This is a genomic window from Candidatus Lariskella endosymbiont of Epinotia ramella (genome assembly GCF_964019805.1).
Lineage (GTDB): Bacteria > Pseudomonadota > Alphaproteobacteria > Rickettsiales > Midichloriaceae > Lariskella.
Genome location: NZ_OZ026472.1, coordinates 739,841 through 761,840 on the forward strand (window position 1 = coordinate 739,841; position 22,000 = coordinate 761,840).

A 22,000-nucleotide genomic window follows, 5' to 3' on the forward strand; every position below is an offset into this window, starting at 1 on the left:
TTCATAAACATAACTTAATTGCAATAATTACATAGCATATATGAGATATGCCTATTACATAATCTATGACTAAAGCAGTATAAAACAAACGCGCTAAACTTTGTCTTTTTGATAAATTTTAAGTCAACCTCTAGCCTAAAATAGCGCGAGTTGCCAATTAAAAATTAAGCATCTAAGCTAATAATTGCGGGGGATACAGATAAATAGATCTTTCATAAAATCATCGACAAAACAGTACATTGATGCAAAAACCTTTTCCACATGTTATTTTTGTTTATTTGCAAAACCCTAAAGCAACATATAGCTCCCTAAAAATCTATCATACAGCATCAATTAATTGGCAATTCGCGCTAAAATAGAGTTATATTGCTGATTTTAAGCAAATAAAAATTTATTCTAAATACTCGTTTGCTATGCCTATTTTATAGCACTTTAGCTATGGCACTGCTGCAAGCAGAAGAAGCCTCAAAGTATTCAGCAAATACTAAAAGAATAAAATATTCTAAAAATATTTATGAGAGAAAGAAGCACTGTTTTGTATATTGTTTACTAGCTCGGCTCTGCCATTTCTTCTGGAATAACCCAAGCATCAAATTGTTCAGCCGTTACAAGTCCTAGTAACACTGCAGAATCCTTTAATGTAATATTCTTTGCATACGCATTCTTCGCTATTTTAGCAGCGTTATCATAACCTATGTGGCGATTTAGAGCAGTTACTAACATAAGAGATTTTTTCAAATTCTCAGATATGCGGTCCTTATTTGGTACAATTCCAACGACACAGTTATCTGCAAAACTGTTTATAGCATCATATAGAAGGCGTATAGACTGCAGCAGGTTATAAATCATCACTGGCTTGAAAACATTTAATTCAAGATGTCCTGATGCACCAGCAACTGTAATTGTTGTGTTATTACCAATCACATGTGCACAAACCATTGTAATCGCTTCACATTGAGTTGGATTCACTTTGCCAGGCATAATTGATGAACCTGGCTCATTTGCAGGCAATATCAACTCACCAAGGCCGCACCTTGGCCCTGAACCTAAAAGTCTTATGTCATTTGCAATCTTCATAAGACTAGCAGCAAGAACATTCATAGCACCACTCATTTCTACTATCGCATCATGAGAGGCAAGAGCTTCAAATTTATTCGGAGCACTTCTAAACTTGTAACCAGTTACCTCAGCGAGAGTACTTGCGAATCTTTCTGCAAAACCATTAGGTGCGTTTAACCCAGTTCCAACAGCAGTACCACCTTGCGCAAGCAGCAACAATCTAGGCATAGCACTACGTACTCTTTCCATTCCATATTCGATTTGCTGTGCATAACTTGAAAATTCATGACCAAGCGTGAGCGGTGTTGCATCTTGAAGATGAGTTCTACCTATCTTAACTATATTTTGAAACTCACGCTCCTTTTCATGCAACATTTGATAAAGATTCTCAAGAGCTGGGAGCAAATGTTCTTCTATTTCAGATACAGCAGAAACATGCATAGCAGTTGGAAATGTGTCATTAGAAGACTGACTCATATTAACATGATCATTTGGATGTACAGGCTTTTTACTCCCTATCTGCCCACCCAATATCTCAATTGCTCTATTAGATATTACTTCATTCATGTTCATATTAGTTTGAGTGCCAGAGCCAGTTTGCCAAACAGATAGCTGAAAGTTATCAAGATGCTGTCCATCGATAATTTCATCTACAGCTTTGCATATCGCCTCTCCTATAGACTTATCAAGATCAGACATCTCCATATTAACGAGCGCAGCAACCTTTTTAATCAATGCAAGGGCTTTTATAAAAGGCAAAGGCATTTTCTCTTCGCCTATTTTAAAGTTTTCTAAAGAGCGCTGAGTTTGAGCACCCCAATATTTTGAAGAAGCAACCCTGATTTCTCCAAAGGTATCAGACTCTACCCTGTAATCACTTTTAACAGAACTAACCATATGAAAACTATTAATATTTTTATTAAAGTTAAAGAGCCTTAAAATTTGCTGCTTTCTCAAGCGCATATGCAATTTGAAATAAAGTAACTTCATCATAAGCACGGCTTATGACTTGCAAGCCAAGTGGTAATCCATCTTCTCCTAGTGCAGCTGGGACAGATATACCTGGCAGACCAGCCAGATTTACAGTTACGGTTAGTATATCATTTAAATACATAGTAACAGGATCAGATACACCTTCATTCAAACCAAAGGCAGTAGAAGGAGTTGTTGGAGTCAATATAGCATCAACACCTTGAAAAACATTTAAAAAATCATTGTATATTATTCTCCTTACCTTCTGCGCTCTCAAATAGTGAGCATCATAGTGGCCAGCAGATAATAGATATGTGCCTATCATGAGCCTACGCTTTACCTCACTACCGAAGCCAGCAGCTCTGCTTTCAGCTATCATATCGGATATGTTAGCACTACCATTATTAACACGCAACCCATAACGCACTCCATCAAATCTTGCAAGATTTGATGATGCTTCAGAGGGCGCAATTACATAGTAAGTAGGAAGTGCATATTTAGTATTAGGAAGACTGACTTCCACTATCTCTGCCCCTTGACTCCGCAGCCAATCTTTTCCAGATTCCCACATTTTTATTATATCAGGTTTCATACCGTCTATAACATATTCTTTTGGAATTCCAATACGCAAACCTTTAACAGAACCATTTAGATTTTGCGACCATTTTGGAGTTTCAATATTAACAGAAGTTGAATCTTTATCATCATACCCACATATGGATTCAAGTAGCAAAGCAGCGTCCTTAACGTTTCTAGTAAAGACTCCTGCCTGGTCAAGAGAGCTTGCAAAACCAATCATTCCAAATCTTGAACAACGACCGTATGTAGGTTTTACACCAACTACTCCACAAAAAGAGGCAGGCTGCCTTACAGAACCCCCTGTATCAGAGCCAATTGTGCCAAGAGACATCTTTGCCGCAATTGCAGCAGCAGAACCGCCTGATGAACCCCCAGGCACAAGATCAATATTGTCATTTTTTCTTTTCCATGGACTCTTCACATGTCCAAAGTAACTTGTTTTATTTGAAGAACCCATAGCAAATTCATCCATATTAGTCTTGCCAAGGCTGATGCCACCATTCTGATAAAGAAGGTTAGTAACGGTTGATTCATAATATGGTGTAAAATCACACAGCATCTTAGAAGCTGCTGTAGTTTTTACACCTTCAGTGCAAAATAGATCTTTTATTCCGATAGGAATACCTTCTATGATACCACCCTCTCCTTTTTGAATTTTCCTGTCTGATGATTCAGCTTGCCTCAAGGCAAGATCATGAGTCACAGTGATGAATGCGTTTATTTCTGCATTTAATTCATCAATGCGCGTAAGATAGCTTGTAACCAACTCTTTAGCTGTAAAATCACCTTTTTTCATAGATTCTACAGCTTCTACCATTGATAGACTTAACAATTCACGCATTAATTTCTCCAATTTATATCCATACAAGTGCTAATAACATTAAAGTCAGCACATTCAAACACATAATAAATACCAAGTCTTCATTTACCTGAGGTATACTCGTATTAAATCACTTAGTTTTTAACTTATTAAACAATTAAGCTAAATTAATATTAAGCTATATAGAATCACATATAAAACAAGATATAAAAAACTAAATCTGCTTTTTATAAGCATCAATACAAAAATACCCTATGTCCCTAAAATGCAATCACAGTGGTTAATAAACATTATTAATTCATAATATAAGAAAACGCTAGCAGTAGTTACAAGACTCTATAAGCCATGGATTTAAATGCAATGGATTATATAACAAACTACCTGGAAATACGCAACAAATTCATGACATCTTGCTGATATTATGATATCTGTACCATGTAAATAGTGAAAGCAGTTTCAGCAAAATGCTAAAATTGAGAATAATAATATGCAAAAAACCGCTATAAATCCCACAAGAACAGAAGATTTTGCAGAGTGGTATCAAGAAGTTATCAAAGCAGCAGATCTTGCAGAAAATGCACCTGTGCGCGGCTGTATGATTATAAAGCCATACGGATATGCTATTTGGGAAAATATACAGAGCATATTTGATGCAACATTGAAAAGCTTAGACGTACAAAACGTTTACTTTCCTCTTTTAATACCGATAGAACTTCTTGCAAAGGAATCAGAACATATAGATGGATTTGCAAAGGAGTGTGCTGTTGTCACGCATCATAGACTTAAAAAAAATGAAGAAGGAATGCTAATACCTGACGGAGAACTTGCATCTCCTTATATAGTAAGACCAACATCTGAAGCAATTATTGGAAGTATTGTTGCTGGATGGATACATTCTCACAGAGATCTACCAATGAAATTAAATCAGTGGTGTAACGTGATGCGCTGGGAAATGCGCACTCGCCTTTTCTTACGCACTTCCGAATTTCTATGGCAAGAAGGACATACAATCTTTGAAGATAATGAAGGTGCTCTACAAGACGCAAAAAGAATGCACAATGAATATTTTAAATTCATTACAAAAGATCTTGCAATGTCAGCTATTATTGGTGAAAAACCAGAAGAAGAGAGATTTCCAGGTGCTTCAAACACTTATACTGTAGAACTTATGATGCAAGATGGAAAAGCATTACAAGCAGCTACCTCTCATAACTTGGGGCAGTCATTCTCTAAAGCATTTAACATCAAATTTCTCAATAAAGATGGAAATAACAGCTTCGCTTGCACAGCATCATGGGGCATAACTACTAGGTTAATTGGTGCAATTATCATGGCGCATTCTGATGACGATGGACTAGTTCTGCCACCAAAGATAGCGCCTTATCAAGTTGTTATAATTCCTATAGCAAGAAATACTGAACAACTAAATGAAATAGTTTCATACTGCAATAAAATTAAGGATTTGTTGGCTTCTTCTAATATTAAAGTATGTTTAGATCAATCTGAAATAACGAGCAGTAATAAAAAATGGAAGTGGATAAAAAAAGGTGCACCTATAAGACTTGAAATTGGACCAAATGAAATGGAGTCAAAAACAATAACATTATTTAGACGAGATCTGGCGCACAATGATAAAAAGTCTATAGAGATGAACAATATTCTTGAGATTATACAAAAAGAGCTACATGCTCTAGAAAACAATTTGCGAAAACATATGGAGGAATACACAAAAAAACAAACTAGATTTGTAGATAATCTGGATGAGATGAAAAATTTGTTGAAGAATAACTTCCATGGTTTCATAGTAATGGAAAAAGAAAAAACTGAAGAAGCAAAATTTTTTGATTTAATACAAGAATATTCTATGAGTCGTAGGTGTATATTAAATGATTATCCAAGTTATTCTAAAAATGAATGTGTAGTTATAGCAAGGGCCTACTAAAATTCCAGCATGCCAATTCCTGAGCATATAGCTCAGTGCTATATAGTATGCCTCAAGCGGATGAAGAGTTAGGTATTTGAACTTTTGCACATATGAAATTAGACTGCCAAAAGAGCTAGGAAGAGCTTTGGAGAAGTATATAAATATATGACGAACGATCTTGTAAGACGCTAATTTTGAAAAGTATGATGAGTATACACACTAAATTTCTGCTCGTATGACTTAATACATTATGATATGAATATTCATCATTCAAACTCTGAAAAGATACGAAATTTTATTCAATTTGATATATACTATATATTGTACAGCAGAGTTTTTGCTATGCATTGTGAGCAAAGCATATGTGCTCATGAAATAAAACTATTTTATGATAACTTGGATTTGTAATGTGCAACCTATCTATTTTGCAACAATAAATATATTTCATCTTCAACAAAAGCAAACAGAAGAATGATTATAGAATGTGAAAATTGCAACACGAAGTTTTCAATCGCTGACGACCAAGTTACAACGAGCGGCAGATTTTTGCACTGCAGTATTTGTGAGCATGAGTGGCTTTACATGCCAGGAAGTGAATTACATACGAAAACAGCTGTAAAAGAAAACTCCGCTATTCTTGCATTAAATACAAGATGTAAAGGGAAAAATACTACTAAAAAAATCGCCTGGGCTGTAGCACTATTTTTAACTGTATTAAGCTTGTATTATGCGTTTTCATTTTATAGCAATGAAAAAAATATTTTTAATTTCAGTGCAAATATTGAAAATCAAGGCATATCAATAGAGAATTTGACATTATATAGAGAGAACAAAGGTAATATTGAAAATGATACTTATAGATCATATTTAAAGATTCAATTTAAAATTGTAAACAAAACCAATTTAACAAAAGTAATTAAACGTATCAAAATAGTGGTACGAGATATACATAATAAAGGCATTGGATATTTTAGAATGAATCCAAATATTGAATTATCCGCTCAAAACTCGTATAAGGTTGTTACATCAATTGAAGTATCTGATAACCCTTCGAATATTTTGATTGTACTATATGATGAAAATAATGGTACTTATCAACAAGAGATTATATATAATACTCAGTAGAATTACTTTCCCTTCTTTTTAGTGATTTTATAAAATTTTACTATAAAAATTTGTGTTATATGCGACTATAGAGCATATTTTGCTCTTGTAGTTTTGTTTTTTGGAGCATGCAACTTATGTAACGCGAGCTTCCAATTATTTTATAATTGGCAACTCGTCTAAATATGTGCGAAAATTGAGTCATGAGCTGCCTTCTTAAAGTTTTAGAAATATAAAACTCAACGATTTTTGCGGAGTAGATATGCTACAAGCCATTATTAAAGTAGCAAAATACACTCTTTGTATTACAAAAAAATCTGCTATACACACTCGCGTTATTAATCCGCAACTTGGGTTATGTAAGGATAGTAAGTGTTTATTTGTATAGTGTATAGGTATTATGACAATTATAAAAAATTTTGTTCAATTAGAAAAATAGAAGTGTATAGATTATTTAAGACAACGAGTTTAAATCTAGCCTTCATTTATTTTATATTTTGTATTTTGCATTTTCGCAGGATTTACGGAGCGTATTTATGAGTTTGAAGTTATGGCACAAAGTAATAATTGGTATGGTTTTGGGAGCAATTTGCGGTTTTATATTTGGCAAAGATGCTGAAATTCTAAAACCAATAGGCACTATATATATCAACTGCCTAAAAATGGTAATAGTACCACTTATATTTTTTGCTGTACTCTATGGAGTAACAAATATATCTGATGCCTCAACACTAGGACGAGTTGGATTGAAGGCACTTAGCATATACAGTTGTACTACCATATTTGCAGTTACAACTGGGCTACTTTTCGCATCTTTTTTTAAGCCTGGAATCGGCATAAATATTAACCTTGAGATAGATCCAAATAAGCACGAAAAAACAAAAGAGCTTTCAGATATACTAATGAATATTATCCCAAGTAACCCGGTAGAGGCCATGGCAACATCTAATACTCTGCAGATAGTTGTTTTTGCTTTTTTTACGGGGTTTTGTTTAGTACTAATAGGTGAACGAGGTCGTGAGGTAAAAAACTTTGTATCATCTGCAGCACATCTTGTGTTTAAGATGATAGAGCTGATAATCAAGCTAACTCCGTATGGTGTTTTTGCAATAATGGCTTGGGTTATAGGAGAACATGGTCTTGGTGTAATGGTAGCTCTAAGCAAGTTCTTATATGTTGTTCTTGCAGCACTATTTACACAATATATGATATTTGGTGTGTTATTATCAATAGTCGGTCTAAAACCATGGCCATTCTATAGAAAAATGGTTGATATTCAAACTATGGCATTTGCTACCTCTAGCAGCAAAGCAACTCTTGCACTCTCAATGCAAGATGTACATAATAAGCTAGGTGTTTCAAAAGAAACTGTTGGTTTCGTTTTGCCACTCGGCGCTTCAATGAATATGGATGCAACTGCAATATACCTTGGCATTACAACAGTGTTTTTCGCACAAATAATAGGAATGACTTTAACGCCAGCACAATATTGCGTTGTCATATTTACTGCTACCATAGGCTCTATAGGAGCTGCTGGATTTCCAGGAGGTGGAATTGTAATGATGAGTATGGTTCTTTCTTCTGTTGGAATCCCGCTTGAATGCATATCAATTATCATAGGGATAGATAGAATTCTAGATATGATCCGTACTACTATAAATATTACTGGTGACTGTGCAGTAACTGTGATCGTAGATAAACTAGAAAATACACTGGATAAGAAACGCTATTATGCAAAACTTGAAGATATCAAGAATAAGGTATTTTAGATCTTTGCACTAATGACTTATTCACTAACTCTTTACTTACTTGCGGTATACTATTTTACAACTTTGGTAGTGACTTACAACAATAGCTGCATTTTATATTTCTAAAACTTTAAGAATGCCGCTTTTGACTTAGCTTACCAGGCATAAGTCGATTTGCTTGCGTAAATCAATTTTTGCGGAAAGTTAAATGTATAGAAATGAGCTTTTAGAGCTACTCTGCGCTATTTTTTGGATATATTAATTTCTGATACTTGCAAAAATACTACTTATAAACTCTTGTGCTTCTTAGAGTTATGATGCAACGATGATTTAATTTTCACACATACATATTTAAATAAGTTGCACATTATAAAATAATTTTCTGTTTTAAGATCATGACTTCTATGATAGTGTTGCATCCATTGTGGTTTAGGTTTTCTCAATTGTTGTAGTGCCGCTGAAAAAATAGGCAAAGTCTTCATAGGTATAATGAAATGAATAGCAAAAGAAAGCTGAACGTTGTGCTAGCAAACCCGAGGGGTCTTTGTGCTGGCGTAGAAAGAGCTATCGAAATAGTTGAGCGTGCAATAGATAAATATGGACCACCAGTGTATGTTAAGCACGAGATTGTACATAATAAATACGTTGTAGATAGTTTAAAAGCTAAGGGTGCTATCTTTGTTGAGGATATAAGTCATATTCCTGAAAGAGCTGTTACAATATTCTCAGCTCATGGAGTACCTGAATCTTGCGAGGATGAATCAGATAAACGCAACCTTAATGTGATTGATGCTACATGTCCGCTTGTAAAGAAGGTACATTATGCTGTAAAAAGACATAATAATAACCATAGAAAAGTTATATTAATAGGACATTCAAACCATCCAGAAGTAATAGGAACAAGTGGTAGAATAAAAAATCATGTATATATTGTTGAAAGTATTGATGATGTAAATGATCTGAATTTCGATACATATGAGCCACTTGCGTATGCGACACAAACTACGCTTAGTATTGATGATACAAAATCGATAATCACTGCTTTACATAGCAAATTCAAAAACTTAGAAGGACCAGATGTCCAGGATATCTGCTATGCAACACAAAATAGGCAAAATGCTGTAAAAGCAATACTGCCGATGATAGATGCGCTTCTTGTAATAGGGGCAAAAAACAGTTCTAATTCCAATAGATTGAGAGATTTGGGTGCTACATGCAATAAACCTTCTTATTTAATAGATGATGCATCAAATCTTAAGCTAGAAATACTTGATAATGTTCAAACACTTGGTATAACAGCTGGCGCTTCTGCACCTGATATATTGCTACAAAACTTACTGATGCTATTATCAAATTATTATGATACAAATGTAAATATGATCGGGGATATTGAAGAAAATATTAAATTTAAATTACCGAAACAGCTGGATTCTGTATCAAATGTTGAAAGTATATTATAGCAAAGTCTGTCCTTTCTCAAGAAAGGCAAGAAGCATATTAAATGAAAAAAAAGTAGATTTTAGATTAATTGAAGTCAAGTACTGGGAAAGAGGAGATGATTTTCTATCTTTGAACCCTGCAGCAGAAACACCTGTACTTGTTTTACAAGATGGAAGTGTCATATCAAGTAATTATGCTATATTTGAGTATATAGAAGCAGAATTCACTGAACGCTCTATGTTTACTAATGATAAGATAAAAGATGCTTGCATCAGAAGAGTGTGCAGTTGGTTTGACAAGAAATTTTATGATGAAGTGACAAGGTATATATTATCAGAGAAGATACTAAAGATTGTAGATAGGAATAATACACACTCTATGCCTAATTCTGCAGCTATAAGAGCTGCTAAGAAAAATATTCTATATCATTTAGATTATATATCTTTCTTGTTACAAGAAGAACACTATCTATGCGGATCACACGTGACTCTTGCAGATTATGCTGCTGCTGCTCAACTATCAATTCTAGATATGGTTAATGATGTTCCGTGGGAGCATAGTAAAAAGACAAAATCTTGGTATGCATTGATAAAATCAAGGTCAAGCTTCAGATCTGTATTGTTAGATGATGTGCAACATATAATGCCGCCATCTCACTATCTAGATCCAGATTTTTAAATTTTTGCCATTTTTTCTGCTGGATTTTGTGAAAGTAGTATTTGCGGCACATGGGCCATTAATATATCAGAAAATTAGCGCATGGCAGTTCTAAAGACTAATTTTTGTAGTCCATCCGCCAAAAGTATGCATTTTAGCTTTTGAAATACCTTGGTACAACTGTGTATTGTTTATTATATGTTTTGTTGCTCAGCTGACAGTATCTGTGTCAATTTGCTGTGATTTTTTTATGGCAGAATGAGAAAAATATCTGCAATGCGTGCAAAATGCTGCGTTTTAAGCATGCGCCCTCTATTGCCACTTTGTGGCATTTGATTTTTATCTGTTTAAATTCAGGTGATTAGCCAGATAGTGTGCGTCCTATAGCCTTCAGATTCATACCTATGGCTGATATAAATGGGTTTATTATGTCTCATATTATCCCTCGCAGATAATTACATCCAAGGCAACCAAAATGCTTCAAATTTCCGATTATAGGCTCAATTGCACTTCTTCGCTTCATTATCTTTTTATCAGAAAAACTAAGGCTTTTCTTGGTATATGGCGTATATACTTTGCTTTTTGACTTGAAATTATTACCTCGGTAGCCAAGGTCTACAAATATCTTTTTGGATCTTCTGCAACCTTTTTCGCCTCATCAACCATCTCAGATAAGGTATGTCCATCGTATGGATTGCAATGAAATGATTTAATTCCAACTATGAAATTACTTCTACCACTCACCGCTATACCAACCTTGTTGCCGAATTCATATGGTTTGTGCAACTTGCCTTTGCCTATGCACTCAACAGCAGATTCATGGAAACTATATAGCGCGAGTTGCCAATTAAAATTGAGCCACTAATGTGCTAATTCCCAGCAATACGGATCAATAGATCTTTCATAAAATCATCGACAAAACAGTACGTTTATGCAAAAACCTCTTTCATATGTTATTTTTATAGATCTTGACGAAATCTTCTTATGCAACTGTTAGATACAATTATGTCATTTTTGAAATAGTCATATCCACAAAAATACTGCCAATATGCATTTTCCTGAAGGCCACTCCTCGGTATAACAACCAGAAGCATTTGAAATGGCTTTGCAGCATAAACAACCCAAGCATAACACGACGGTCTTTACGGCTTCTACCATATCGTTTCGCAGAAACTTTACCAAAAATTCGCTCCTAAAAGACCACACCAATCAACTTTCGATCTTAATTTATATAACTTATGTTGTGGATTCAAACTATCAGATAATCTCTCCTCAAATATTCTACTTTGAGTATTATTAATTTTCACTTCTTCCGATGGCATATAATACAAATCCGTAAGGTTTTTGGGTCTTTTATAACATTTTCTTACGGATTTAAAATACTATTTTGAAACTCCAAGCAACATTTCATACCGCCTCTGAGACTTTTGGGGCGCGTACTTTTGATTAATTCTGATTATCACCTTTATAAAAGCATAATTCTCTTATAAGGCGCATAAATAGCTTATTTTAGGCCAATTAGGGAAAATAATGTTGCAAAATCAGCTTTCAAATTGGATGATTATACAATTTCAGAAGCGTTGTTGTGATTAAAATGAACTGTAGAATCTAAGAAACTCTCAAATAATCCACCTGTATTCTCATTTGTAGAAAGCTCTTCAGAAAAATCCAGAGCCTCACCGCTATCATTGTATGACATTTTATTAGAAGCCTGTATAGAGCTAGGTAATAGCGCTATCAGTGGTACAGTATTTTCAACTTCTTCTTCGGAAACAGTAGAAGATTGCCTGATAACTCTGACAGCGCCACTCTCAAGAGCAGAGCGAGCGCTATCAAATAACTCGCCACTCCTAAGATAATGCAATACTTGTGCTTCCAGTTTTCCATCCGCCAGTAAAGTATCTGGCATGGAAACTTCAAATGTCTCATTGGAAATAGAAAATTTATAATGTTCCTGGATTGCAGCTGAATTTCTTTCAAGCATATTGCGAGCACTAGGAAGTAATTCGCCAGTATTATAGTAGTAAATAAGCTGTGCTTGCGTTTTCACGTCCACAAGAAGATCGGTATTTGCAATATTCAGTTCAATACTTTTCTTCATGTCAGATACTCTGGATATTTTATAGAAAAGCATATTGCCTAAAGTAGTTGCACTTTCAAAAAGTACTGGCATGCTTTTGATTATGTTTGCATATGTATTACGGGTCTTTCTCATTGATTGTGTAAATTTTTTAGAGCCATTAAAATCTCCCATCAAATTTGATTATAAAATGAGCCATAGCTTCATTCCAGTTAGAGATAGGCATGGTCCATTTTTTGGTAATATAATCAATCGTTAGGTATAAAACCTTGAATACCGAATCATCATTTGGGAAAACACGCTTATTTCTTGTAACTTTTCTCAACTGACTATTCAGCGATTCTATAGCATTTGTAGTGTAAATTATCTTACGGATACTCTCTGGATATTGCAGAAATATTACAAGATTCTCCCAATTATTATACCAGGATTTTGCTATATGTGGATATCGTTTACTCCATTTCTTATCAAAAGATTCTAGGGCAAGATGCGCTTCATCTTCAGTAGCAGAGCTATAAATAAGCTTTAAATCTGATGCCAATAATTTTCTGTCTTTATATGATACATACTTCAGGCTATTTCTAATTTGATGTACTATACAAAGCTGATGCTCAGTTTTGGGATAACTTGCGCATATAGCTTCAGACATACCAGTCAGGTTATCACTACAGGCAATTAATATATCTTTTAATCCTCGATTCTTCAATTCAGTAAAATTACTAAGCCAGAATTTAGATCCTTCATTCTCACTTATCCATAATCCTAAAATATCTTTCCGGCCCTGTAAATCTATACCCAGCGCAACATATACTGATTTATTAATTATCTGTTTATCTTGCCTTACCTTAACTATTAAACAATCAAAATATACTATAGGATATAATAGACCTCTTGCATAACCATATAAATTGATTAAAATCCTTGATTTTATCAAGGATAACATGAAGTTTGAAAACATCAAAGATGAATACGCAGAAGAGTTTCGCAGGCTTACTGGCATTAAACGAGGAACGTTTGAAGTTATACTAAGTATATTAAAAGAAGCTGAAGCTATTTTAAAGTCTCAAGGTGGAAAACCCAATAAATTGGCTTTAGAAGATCGATTACTCATGACGCTTGAGTACTTGCGTGAATACAGGACATATTTTCATATTTCCCGCAGTTATGGAATAAGTGAAAGTGCCTGTTATCGTAATATACGTTGGATTGAAGATACTCTAATTAAAGATAAACGATTTTCACTACCTGGACGTAAAGCATTACTAAAAAGCGATTCTGAATACGAACTTGTGTTAATTGATGCTACTGAAACACCGATAGAACGACCTAAAAAAAACAGAAGCACTTTTATTCGGGAAAAAAGAGGCGACATACTCTAAAAACTCAGCTTATTGTGGATAAAAGGAAAAAAGAAATCATTTGCACTAATTTTTCTAATGGCAAGCGTCATGATTTCAGGTTATTTAAAGAATCCGGAGTTCACATCCACCCTGAGATTAAAGTTCTTACAGATACTGGTTATCAAGGCATTGATAAGTTGCATTATAATTCAGAGTTACCAAAGAAAAAGACAAAAAAGCGACCACTAAGCAGGAAAGATAAAAAGAAAAATCGTCAATTGTCTAGTGAACGTGTTTTAAATGAAAACGTCATAGGCATGATCAAACGATTTAAAATTATCGCTGATCGTTATAGGAACAGAAGAAAACGATTCGGTTTAAGGTTTAATTTACTTGCTGGTATCTATAACTTTGAGCTTTAAATAGGTTATGCAAGAGGTCTAATGGTTCAAGAGGTCTACTCTGCCAAATTCTAACCTCATCAATTACATCATCTGTAACCCTACTAATTAAACTCTCACTAACTTCTGCTCCATATAATTCTTGTAATTGGATCTTGATATCAGACAAACTCATCCCCTTGGCATACAGAGATATTATCTTTTGATCTAAACCATCTATTCTTGTTTGATTCTTGGAGACAATTACAGGTGCAAATTTACCTTCTCTATCTCGCGGAATATTTAACTCGATACTGCCATTCTCAGTAATCAAATTCTTATTATAATGACCATTCCTGCAATTCTCAGTTTCAGACCTATCATATTTGTTATAACCTAAGTGTTCAGACATTTCTGCCTGCAAGGCTCTCTCCAAAATACTCTTCGTTAATTCCTTAATCAATCCATCCTGCTTCAGTACTGTCTTTAAATCCGCTCCTCCTTCTATCAGTAAATCTATCGCTTCATTTATTTTCTTATTCTTTTCTGTCTTCATTCTAATTACCTATATTCTTTATTAATTCCAAATATAGGCTCTACTATAATTTACACAATCTTTGATAAAGACTCTGTATTACTATCACCCGTGCTTTCATGTGCGCTAATATCATTTGTACTACTATCATTTGCGCTTTCATGTGCGCTACTATCATGTGTTCTACTATCGCCTGTGCTTTCCCTTTTGCTAGAATCTTTCAGCAAATACTCTTCAAATAGAGTGGAATGTTTTGGTATTGCTTTTTCTTGTGAAGTGCGCTTCTTTCCGCTTGCAAATGCAGTTAAATTTTCTATAACTTCAGGGCCGCAGTTGCTGTAGTGTTGTTTTTCTATTTCTGCTATTACTTGCTCCGTAGAATAACCTCTAGATTCTAGCTCTGCTCTAACTTTTGCAAAAAGCGATTCTGGCAGAGGATTTCGTTCAGAATCCATGTAGTGGAGCACAACTCTGTCGTCATGTTTCATAGCTGCAATTCCAACTAAATGTTTCCCACCTATGTTGAGCGGCATTAGTATTGTGTTCTTTTCTGAATTTAATATAAACGATGAGAGTTTTGCGGAAATATCATCTTCATTACTATCTATTAAGACGTAATTTTCATCAAGCACAGCAACTGATTTAAGTATTCCATGCTTTGCATCCTCAAGCCTAAGTTTCAGCAGAAGACCCACTTGTTTTTGGTAATAATAAGAAAGCGCTGCAGGAATCTCTGGGATGGGAATTCCGCTTTCTGCGCCGTGTATTTCATTATTACTAAATTCATCGATTAGCTTCAGCAAGTCAGGATTATTTTTAACTCTTTCGCGTACTGTTTTCCCCTCCTTACCAGGCACCTCAAGCAAATTCTTTACCTCATCCTGATACTTCTCTATCAATAGCTTTAATGAATCTATATTTTTAGCAGCAAAATGTAGTACAGTATTGCCATATTCATCTTTCTCTTGAAGCAAACTCTTTGCTTTTATTGGAAACTTATCTAGCAGGATTTCAAGTAAATCTCTATGATACCAAGCAGCTAAATGTAGAGGTGTATAGCCAGAATCGTCTTTTTCATCAAGTAATTTCTCTACTATGTCTGGGAATTTATCCAATAGAAATTTTAGTGACTCATTATTTCCCACCGCAAAATGCAGAACTGTTTTTCTACTATCATTTTGTATATAGAGTATTTCCTTGCCAAACTTATCTATCAAGAGTTTTAATGAGGCAACATTATGAGCAGCTGCGTTATGTAGTGCTGTGTTATAATCTTTATCTTTCTCACTAAACAGATTTTTTGATACTTCTGGGAATGTTTCTATCAAGAGTTTTAGCGATTCTATATTATGCTCAGCAGCCCAGTTAAATACTGTGCTGTCATGATTATCTTTCACCATAAGAACTTGCAACCCAAATTTATCTATCAAAAATTTTAGCGCAGCATGGTTATACCGAGCAGCATAGTGCATAACTGTGCCACCGCCATTATCTTTTACTTCAAGCATTTTTGCTTCAAAGGCTTCCATCAATAATTTAAGCGAATATGTCTTATACTGTGCAACAATATGAGGTATTGTTCTGCCATATTTATCTTGTACTTCAAGAAAGCTTTCTAGCTTTTTTGGAAATGCTTGGATAAAAAGTTCAAGTGACCTGCGATTCCAAGCAGCCAGGTGCAACACCGCGTTGCCATCTTTATCTTTTTCTTCAAGTAAATTTTTAACTTCTTCTATGAAATTATCTATTAAAAGTTGAAGTGATGCTGGATTGTAAGTTACTGCCAAGTGCAGGACCGTGTTACTATTTTTATCTCTCTCACCAAGCAAGCTTTTAATTTGCTCAGGAAATGTTTTTATCAAGAGATTTAGTGAGAATTTATTATATTGAGTAGCAAGGTGCAGAAGTGTATTACTATCTTTACTTTCTATCTGAAATACCTTCTCTCCAAATGCATCTATAAAAATAGCTAAGGACTCTGGATTGTACTGAGCTGCAAAGTGCAGAGCTGTGTTTTCATCATAATTCTTTATCTGCAGTATTTTTTCTCCAAAGACATCTATCAATAGCTCTAGCGATCTTGGATTGTGCTGAGCTGCAAAATGCAGAACTGTATTGCCATGGTGATTTTTCACTTTAAGCACTTTCTCTCCAAATACGTCTATGAAGATTTTTAGTGAGTTCTTGTTATCTTTAGCAGCAAAGTGTAATGCCGTATTTCCTCGGCTATTTTTCTCATACAGCAAGCTTTCTACTTTTTTTGGCAGTACATCGGTTAAGATTTGTAATGAATCAAAATTGTCCACTGCATTGTGTAATACCGTATTGCCATCATCATTTGTTTGGCTCAACAAGTTCTCTACTTTTCCAGGAAATGCATCTACTAGGGATTTTAACAAAACTTTATTATGAGTAGCATAGTGCAGTGCTGTGCTTCCGTTATATCCACCTTTTACTCCAAGTAAACTTTCCACTTTCTCTGGAAACTTCTCTATCAAGAGATGTAGTGCGTCTTGATTATCAAAAATAACCCAGTGTAATACTGTACTACCACTGTTATTTCTCTCACCAAGTAAGCTTTCCACTTTTTCGGGAAATGTATCAATCAAGAGTTTTAATGACTCATAATTCCCTGATGCATCGTGTAATACTGTGTTGCCATCATTATTTGTTTCACCTAACAAATTCTCTATTTCTTCTGAAAATGCATCCAGCAGTAGTTTTAGCAGATCTTTCTTACGAACAGCATAGTGCAGTACTGTGTTTCTAGAATATCCACATTTTTCTCCCATTAAGTATTTCACTTGTTCTGGTCGCATATCAATTAAGAGCTTGAGTGAATCTTTATTATACTTAACAGCGGAATGTAATACTGTATTGCCATATACATCTCTCATACTAAGATCTAGCTGAAGGAACGCCTCTAATAATACATATAGCGAGTTTGAGTTATACTTAGTAGCAAGGTGCAATACTGTACAATGAGAATCATAATGTTTATCTAGAGCTTCAGTAACTTGCTCTTTGTATTCTTTGATTAACTTTTCTAAAGCTTTTGGATCCTCTTTAGCAGCATGACATAATTCTAAATATATTGAATCACTTAATATGCTTCCACTTTTCATAAACTACCCCATATAGTTCACATAATTTTTAAAGTTTTAATACAATGACCATAAAATATTTAAAAATCTACTCTGTTAGGCTGCTGCAACAAATAAGTATTGGCATAAAGAAGATATGCAAAACTGCAGCATTTATATTAAATTTTAGCAAAAGATATGTGCTATCATATACCTCCGGTACATGAAGAATTGGTATTTAACTATGTATAGTCAAGGAAGTTGAAGATATTATATATTGTGAAAGCAAAATCAGCAGCGTGCCGAAGCATTTGGAATTTATTAACTAAAGATCTAACTTTAGATTGAAAATTTCAAGCTATACGCTCACTCTATAATGTTTTCAATTTTATTAACTATACAAATGAAGTTAGACTTCAAAAAGAGCTAGGAAGAATGCGCGCGCGTATATATAAAACAGGGAAAGACCACATGAATGACGCCAATTTTAAAAAGTATAGCAAGTATTATAGTATAGTTTATGTAATAAATCATACAAATCCCCATGCACTCATATTATCTAATAATAAAAATTGATTAATAAGGTCTGAGATAGTTATATTTTTATTATATTAGCTGATTAAATATGAAGAATTTTTGATATAGGCTATTAACAAATGGTAATAAGATGATTGTATATGAAAAAAAGAAAAGTATCAAAAACAATCATGCGATGCACAACTTAAAAATAGTGCTGATTATTTCAAACCTCAGAAATGTTATACATATCACCCTATATTTCCAAAATTTGCGTCGTCAAAAATTTTTTTATGTTTCTGTGCACCATATCATTGTGCATGTCTTTTTTGCCTAAGCACTGCGCTCAAGTAAGTACACGCGCGGATTTTAAGTGCATGATTTTTTAGAGTACAAATGAATTTTTAAGTTTTCTTTTCAGATTTTTGAGTATTTTAGCACATAAATTTTTCATGCTATAAACAATGAGAGCGTATATTCTTCACAACCATACCCATGCGCTTAAAATATGAAGTACCTATGACCAAGTACCACGACTCTCTATTTTACCAAAAAATATTTGTAAATTTTGAGTATTCATATTATATATCGCTTTCAAAGCTTTGATAGTATTGTTTTTTTCAGTGAAAATAACATTTCCTTCAAGATTCACTATACCACTAACAATATCGTATGTACCGTAATCACTAACTAACTGTTTATCATCCAAGTATATCATCACACCATTTTCTAAGGTGAATTTATTTAAATTCTTATACATTAAAAATCCAAATCCACCACTAGCACCAGAAAATCCTTTGCAGAAAATCTGAATCTTATCCGCCATTAAAGTAATATTTTTTAACTTAACTTGCGCCCTTCCACTTAAAATCACCTTTGTATCTTTTGTATAAACAAGCATTTGTTCAGCGCTCATATATACATTAGAATTATTAACCTCTTGAGCAAAAGCTGCAAACACTTGCTTATTTTTTAATGTTATACTTTGCAATTCCCAACCCATCACATCAAATGCAACAAAAAGCTGCATCACAAGTATGGTCAAGAATACCCTCATCCCCTTATTACCCCACCTATTTTTTGTGAGATTTTTGCTATTATACTAGTAGAGATTTCCTCTATTTCATGATCAACTAAAGTTTTTTGATCAGATTGCATCTTAACATTGATAGCTACAGATTTTTTTCCATCAGGAAGTCCATGCCCACAATATATGTCAAATAACTCTACATCCCTTATCAAAGTATTCTTCAATTCATTAATTGCCTGAACTACTTCTTGAACTGGTAGATCAGCATCTATCAAGAATGCGAAATCTCTACTCACTGTTTGATAATCTGATAAAGTGGGACAAGTAAACTTACTTTTTGAAGTTGGAATATTTTCTTCGAATATTTCAAAGCACATAATTGGAATTTTTATATCAAATTCTTTAGCTATTTTAGGATGTAATTGACCGCAATAGCCAAGCTCTTTATTTCCTATAGAAAATAATGCACTTTTTGTAGGATGATAATAACACGGAGTATTTCTTGATAGAGATATATTCTTAATATTCATTCCAACTGATTCCAGTAGCGCCAATAAATCACTTTTTACATCATAAAAATCCCAACTACGTCGCTTTTCATATAAAGATCTAGATCCAGCAAACCCTGCTCTCACACCTGTTATCATTAAATTTTCTCTTACTTGATCATCTTGAATCTTATAAGCATTGCCTATTTCAAACATTGCAATATTATCGAAATCTCTAGCAATGTTTTTTTGTACCGCAAGCAACATCCCAATTAATAAAGTAGGACGCATAGTACTCAAATCCACAGATATAGGATTTGCTATCTGCATGCAATCATCAAATCCAAGCGCATTACAAAACTTTTCATGAACAAAAGACCACGTGATAACTTCATTAAGCTGCTTTGAAAGTAATATGGATTTATACTTATTTATCTTTGTAAGATGCTCATTTCTATAGAGAGAACTAATATCACAATCATTAGAAGCTGCTATAGGCTTCAAGGGCAGTTTATCAACTCCATAAATTCTTATAATTTCTTCTGCTATATCCTCTATAATCTCTATATTGCCCAACCTCCAAGATGGAATAGCTATGTTTTCACCTTTTACAACAAACCCAAGTCTGGATAATATTTCCGCACAATGCTCTCTAGAAAGATTCAACCCTGTTATATCTAATATCTTTTGATAATCAAAATAAATAAATTTTACATATTCACTTTTAGTTCCTTTAAAAATAATAGGTTCATAAGCAACGCCACCGCACTCTGCCAATATTTTCCAAGTAATACCATTCGTAAACAAATCTGCATTATCTTCATCAACCTTGCGTTCAAATCTAAATCTTGAGTCTGTTACTATATTTAGAGCTCTACCAGATTTTATAACAGCACTACTTTTAAAATTTGCAATTTCTAATAATATATTTTTTGTATCATGATCTACCTTGCTCAGCTCTCCACCTATTACACCAGCAACTGCCAAAACTTTAACATCATCTGCTATGACCGTTAGCCCTTGTGGTAATTCATATTCGCAGCCACCAAGTGCTATAAATTTTTCTCTATCCTTAGATGGACGAACTTTAATCACACCTTCAATTTTATCTGCATCATATGCGTGGCTTGGTCTACCAAAGCTCATCATCATAAAATTTGATATATCTACTACTGTATTCTTATTGCTATACCCAATAGACCTTAACAGACTATTTTCTTTTTTATCGTGATTCGATATTCCTTCAATATATTGCAAAAGAAATTCAGTAACATTTTCTTTGTCTTCTACTTCTAAGCTGAAATTAGGCATCGTCTCAACAGATCGAAAGCTAGAACGCTGCACAGTTTTTAATGTCCCAACACAAGCAGCAGAGAGTTCTCTTGCAATACCATATACACTTGCACAATCTCCACGGTTAGGAGTAAGTGCTATTTCAAAAACCACATCATCAAGACCGAAGTAAGTTGCAAATTCTTGCCCTATAGTAGCAGTTTCTGGCAACTCAATTATACCAGCATTATCTTTTTCATCTAGTAGAAGCTCAGAGGCACTGCAAAGCATTCCATTACTTTCAACAGATCTAATGACTGACTTCTTGATTTGCATCTTATTAAACGGAACTATTGCACCAACCTTAGCAAGCACAACCTTTATCCCAGCTCTTGCGTTCTCTGCACCACACACTACTTGAAATTTGTTTATTCCATCATTTACTGTGCAAACTTTTAGTTTATCAGCGTTTGGATTAGGTATTGTTGACTCTATCTCTGCTATGCAAAAATTTTTATAATGCTCTCCTATATCCTCAAACGATTCCACTTCAAACCCGATATTTGTAAGTGTTGATGCAATTTTCTCAGGACTTTCTGACGTTATAAGATATTCTTTTAGCCAATAAAAAGTAAATTTCATATTTTTGATGATTTATTGATATTTATAATTCAAATCTGCACGATTGCTACTATTGAATCGCGAATATAGCGATTTATCTAATACTTATCCCCATATTAACTAATAATTTTTGATGTAAAGTTTCCATCTAAATATAGTATTTAATTAACAGTGCTATATAAAAACACCACGATTATTACTTATGAATGGTGATGATACAATTTTTAATGAAACACGCAACAAAAACCAGTAAGTCTGCCAGTCAAAAATCGATTTGCTGCGCTATTTTGCATTTGTTGGATTTGGTATAATTTATCCTATACTTCTAAATACGTACTTAACAGAATTCTAC

At 34.0% G+C, this 22,000-nt stretch carries 17 protein-coding genes and 1 pseudogene; 7 read left to right on the forward strand and 11 right to left on the reverse strand.

Annotated features, from left to right (window positions below):
- Positions 1 to 549 precede the first annotated feature (549 nt).
- Positions 550 to 1,956 carry a class II fumarate hydratase gene (gene fumC / locus AACL20_RS03250; protein WP_339052611.1) on the reverse strand — a complete coding sequence of 469 codons (1,407 nt, stop codon included), beginning with the start codon at positions 1,954 to 1,956 and terminating at the stop codon, positions 550 to 552.
- A 28-nt stretch (positions 1,957 to 1,984) separates the two neighbouring features.
- A complete protein-coding gene (gene gatA, locus AACL20_RS03255) occupies positions 1,985 to 3,451 on the reverse strand; it encodes an Asp-tRNA(Asn)/Glu-tRNA(Gln) amidotransferase subunit GatA (protein WP_339052612.1) in 1,467 nt (488 codons plus the stop codon).
- 466 nt (positions 3,452 to 3,917) lie between these two features.
- On the opposite strand from gatA, the gene proS reads away from it, so the two are divergent.
- The 6 genes and pseudogenes from proS (at position 3,918) to AACL20_RS03280 (ending at position 10,324) form a co-directional block, all read left to right on the forward strand.
- Entirely contained in the window at positions 3,918 to 5,372 is a 1,455-nt protein-coding gene (gene proS, locus AACL20_RS03260; RefSeq protein ID WP_339052613.1) for a proline--tRNA ligase, read from the forward strand.
- A gap of 453 nt (positions 5,373 to 5,825) precedes the next feature.
- Positions 5,826 to 5,918 (forward strand): annotated as a pseudogene (locus tag AACL20_RS06915) (zinc-ribbon domain-containing protein); the annotation flags it as partial.
- 18 nt (positions 5,919 to 5,936) lie between these two features.
- Positions 5,937 to 6,479, forward strand: a complete 543-nt coding sequence (locus AACL20_RS03265) for a hypothetical protein (RefSeq protein WP_339052614.1) — start codon at positions 5,937 to 5,939, stop codon at positions 6,477 to 6,479.
- A gap of 515 nt (positions 6,480 to 6,994) precedes the next feature.
- On the forward strand, positions 6,995 to 8,227 hold the full coding sequence (locus tag AACL20_RS03270; RefSeq protein WP_339052615.1) for a dicarboxylate/amino acid:cation symporter: 1,233 nt from the start codon (positions 6,995 to 6,997) through the stop codon (positions 8,225 to 8,227).
- 473 nt (positions 8,228 to 8,700) lie between these two features.
- Complete coding sequence (ispH, locus tag AACL20_RS03275) at positions 8,701 to 9,666, forward strand: 4-hydroxy-3-methylbut-2-enyl diphosphate reductase (RefSeq protein ID WP_339052616.1); 966 nt, start codon at positions 8,701 to 8,703, stop codon at positions 9,664 to 9,666.
- Entirely contained in the window at positions 9,647 to 10,324 is a 678-nt protein-coding gene (locus AACL20_RS03280; protein ID WP_339052617.1) for a glutathione S-transferase family protein, read from the forward strand. Before ispH ends, AACL20_RS03280 begins: the two co-directional genes overlap by 20 nt.
- Before the next feature lie 594 nt (positions 10,325 to 10,918).
- On the opposite strand, the gene AACL20_RS03285 is transcribed toward AACL20_RS03280, so the two are convergent.
- From AACL20_RS03285 to AACL20_RS03300, 5 genes are all read right to left on the reverse strand, one after another.
- Positions 10,919 to 11,089, reverse strand: coding sequence for a hypothetical protein (locus AACL20_RS03285; RefSeq protein ID WP_339052618.1), 171 nt, complete (start codon positions 11,087 to 11,089; stop codon positions 10,919 to 10,921).
- A 173-nt stretch (positions 11,090 to 11,262) separates the two neighbouring features.
- Positions 11,263 to 11,397, reverse strand: coding sequence for a transposase (locus AACL20_RS06920; protein WP_410519921.1), 135 nt, complete (start codon positions 11,395 to 11,397; stop codon positions 11,263 to 11,265).
- An 81-nt stretch (positions 11,398 to 11,478) separates the two neighbouring features.
- Positions 11,479 to 11,625, reverse strand: a complete 147-nt coding sequence (locus AACL20_RS03290) for a hypothetical protein (RefSeq protein ID WP_339052619.1) — start codon at positions 11,623 to 11,625, stop codon at positions 11,479 to 11,481.
- 239 nt (positions 11,626 to 11,864) lie between these two features.
- Positions 11,865 to 12,404 (reverse strand): hypothetical protein, encoded by a 540-nt coding sequence (locus AACL20_RS03295; protein ID WP_339052620.1) that lies wholly within the window; start codon positions 12,402 to 12,404, stop codon positions 11,865 to 11,867.
- Positions 12,405 to 12,543: 139 nt separating this feature from the next.
- Positions 12,544 to 13,326 (reverse strand): IS256 family transposase, encoded by a 783-nt coding sequence (locus AACL20_RS03300; RefSeq protein WP_339051901.1) that lies wholly within the window; start codon positions 13,324 to 13,326, stop codon positions 12,544 to 12,546.
- On the opposite strand from AACL20_RS03300, the gene AACL20_RS03305 reads away from it, so the two are divergent.
- Positions 13,325 to 14,145, forward strand: a protein-coding gene (locus AACL20_RS03305; RefSeq protein WP_339051669.1) for an IS5 family transposase whose coding sequence is annotated in 2 segments (ribosomal slippage) — positions 13,325 to 13,712 and positions 13,712 to 14,145 — 822 coding nt in all. Because the reading frame shifts where the segments join, the coding sequence is not laid out codon by codon here. The two genes, AACL20_RS03300 and AACL20_RS03305, sit on opposite strands and share 2 nt — an antisense overlap.
- Here the strand turns inward: AACL20_RS03305 and AACL20_RS03310 are convergent.
- From AACL20_RS03310 to pheT, 4 genes are all read right to left on the reverse strand, one after another.
- On the reverse strand, positions 14,108 to 14,659 hold the full coding sequence (locus AACL20_RS03310) for a transposase (RefSeq protein WP_339051900.1): 552 nt from the start codon (positions 14,657 to 14,659) through the stop codon (positions 14,108 to 14,110). The genes AACL20_RS03305 and AACL20_RS03310 overlap by 38 nt on opposite strands.
- A gap of 50 nt (positions 14,660 to 14,709) precedes the next feature.
- Entirely contained in the window at positions 14,710 to 17,763 is a 3,054-nt protein-coding gene (locus AACL20_RS03315; protein WP_339052621.1) for an ankyrin repeat domain-containing protein, read from the reverse strand.
- A gap of 991 nt (positions 17,764 to 18,754) precedes the next feature.
- A complete protein-coding gene (locus tag AACL20_RS03320) occupies positions 18,755 to 19,282 on the reverse strand; it encodes an LptA/OstA family protein (protein ID WP_339052622.1) in 528 nt (175 codons plus the stop codon).
- Positions 19,283 to 19,290: 8 nt separating this feature from the next.
- Positions 19,291 to 21,669 carry a phenylalanine--tRNA ligase subunit beta gene (pheT, locus tag AACL20_RS03325; RefSeq protein WP_339052623.1) on the reverse strand — a complete coding sequence of 793 codons (2,379 nt, stop codon included), beginning with the start codon at positions 21,667 to 21,669 and terminating at the stop codon, positions 19,291 to 19,293.
- Positions 21,670 to 22,000: the final 331 nt, after the last annotated feature.

Coding starts and splice junctions, on each gene's coding strand:
- gatA (WP_339052612.1), bottom strand. CDS start 3,451: ATGCGTGAATTGTTAAGTCTATCAATGGTAGAAGCTGTAGAATCTATG.
- AACL20_RS06920 (WP_410519921.1), bottom strand. CDS start 11,397: ATGCTTCTGGTTGTTATACCGAGGAGTGGCCTTCAGGAAAATGCATAT.
- AACL20_RS03310 (WP_339051900.1), bottom strand. CDS start 14,659: ATGAAGACAGAAAAGAATAAGAAAATAAATGAAGCGATAGATTTACTG.
- AACL20_RS03265 (WP_339052614.1), top strand. CDS start 5,937: ATGCCAGGAAGTGAATTACATACGAAAACAGCTGTAAAAGAAAACTCC.
- AACL20_RS03315 (WP_339052621.1), bottom strand. CDS start 17,763: ATGAAAAGTGGAAGCATATTAAGTGATTCAATATATTTAGAATTATGT.
- AACL20_RS03300 (WP_339051901.1), bottom strand. CDS start 13,326: ATGTTATCCTTGATAAAATCAAGGATTTTAATCAATTTATATGGTTAT.
- AACL20_RS03270 (WP_339052615.1), top strand. CDS start 6,995: ATGAGTTTGAAGTTATGGCACAAAGTAATAATTGGTATGGTTTTGGGA.
- AACL20_RS03295 (WP_339052620.1), bottom strand. CDS start 12,404: ATGAAGAAAAGTATTGAACTGAATATTGCAAATACCGATCTTCTTGTG.
- pheT (WP_339052623.1), bottom strand. CDS start 21,669: ATGAAATTTACTTTTTATTGGCTAAAAGAATATCTTATAACGTCAGAA.
- ispH (WP_339052616.1), top strand. CDS start 8,701: ATGAATAGCAAAAGAAAGCTGAACGTTGTGCTAGCAAACCCGAGGGGT.
- proS (WP_339052613.1), top strand. CDS start 3,918: ATGCAAAAAACCGCTATAAATCCCACAAGAACAGAAGATTTTGCAGAG.
- AACL20_RS03280 (WP_339052617.1), top strand. CDS start 9,647: ATGTTGAAAGTATATTATAGCAAAGTCTGTCCTTTCTCAAGAAAGGCA.
- fumC (WP_339052611.1), bottom strand. CDS start 1,956: ATGGTTAGTTCTGTTAAAAGTGATTACAGGGTAGAGTCTGATACCTTT.
- AACL20_RS03290 (WP_339052619.1), bottom strand. CDS start 11,625: ATGCCATCGGAAGAAGTGAAAATTAATAATACTCAAAGTAGAATATTT.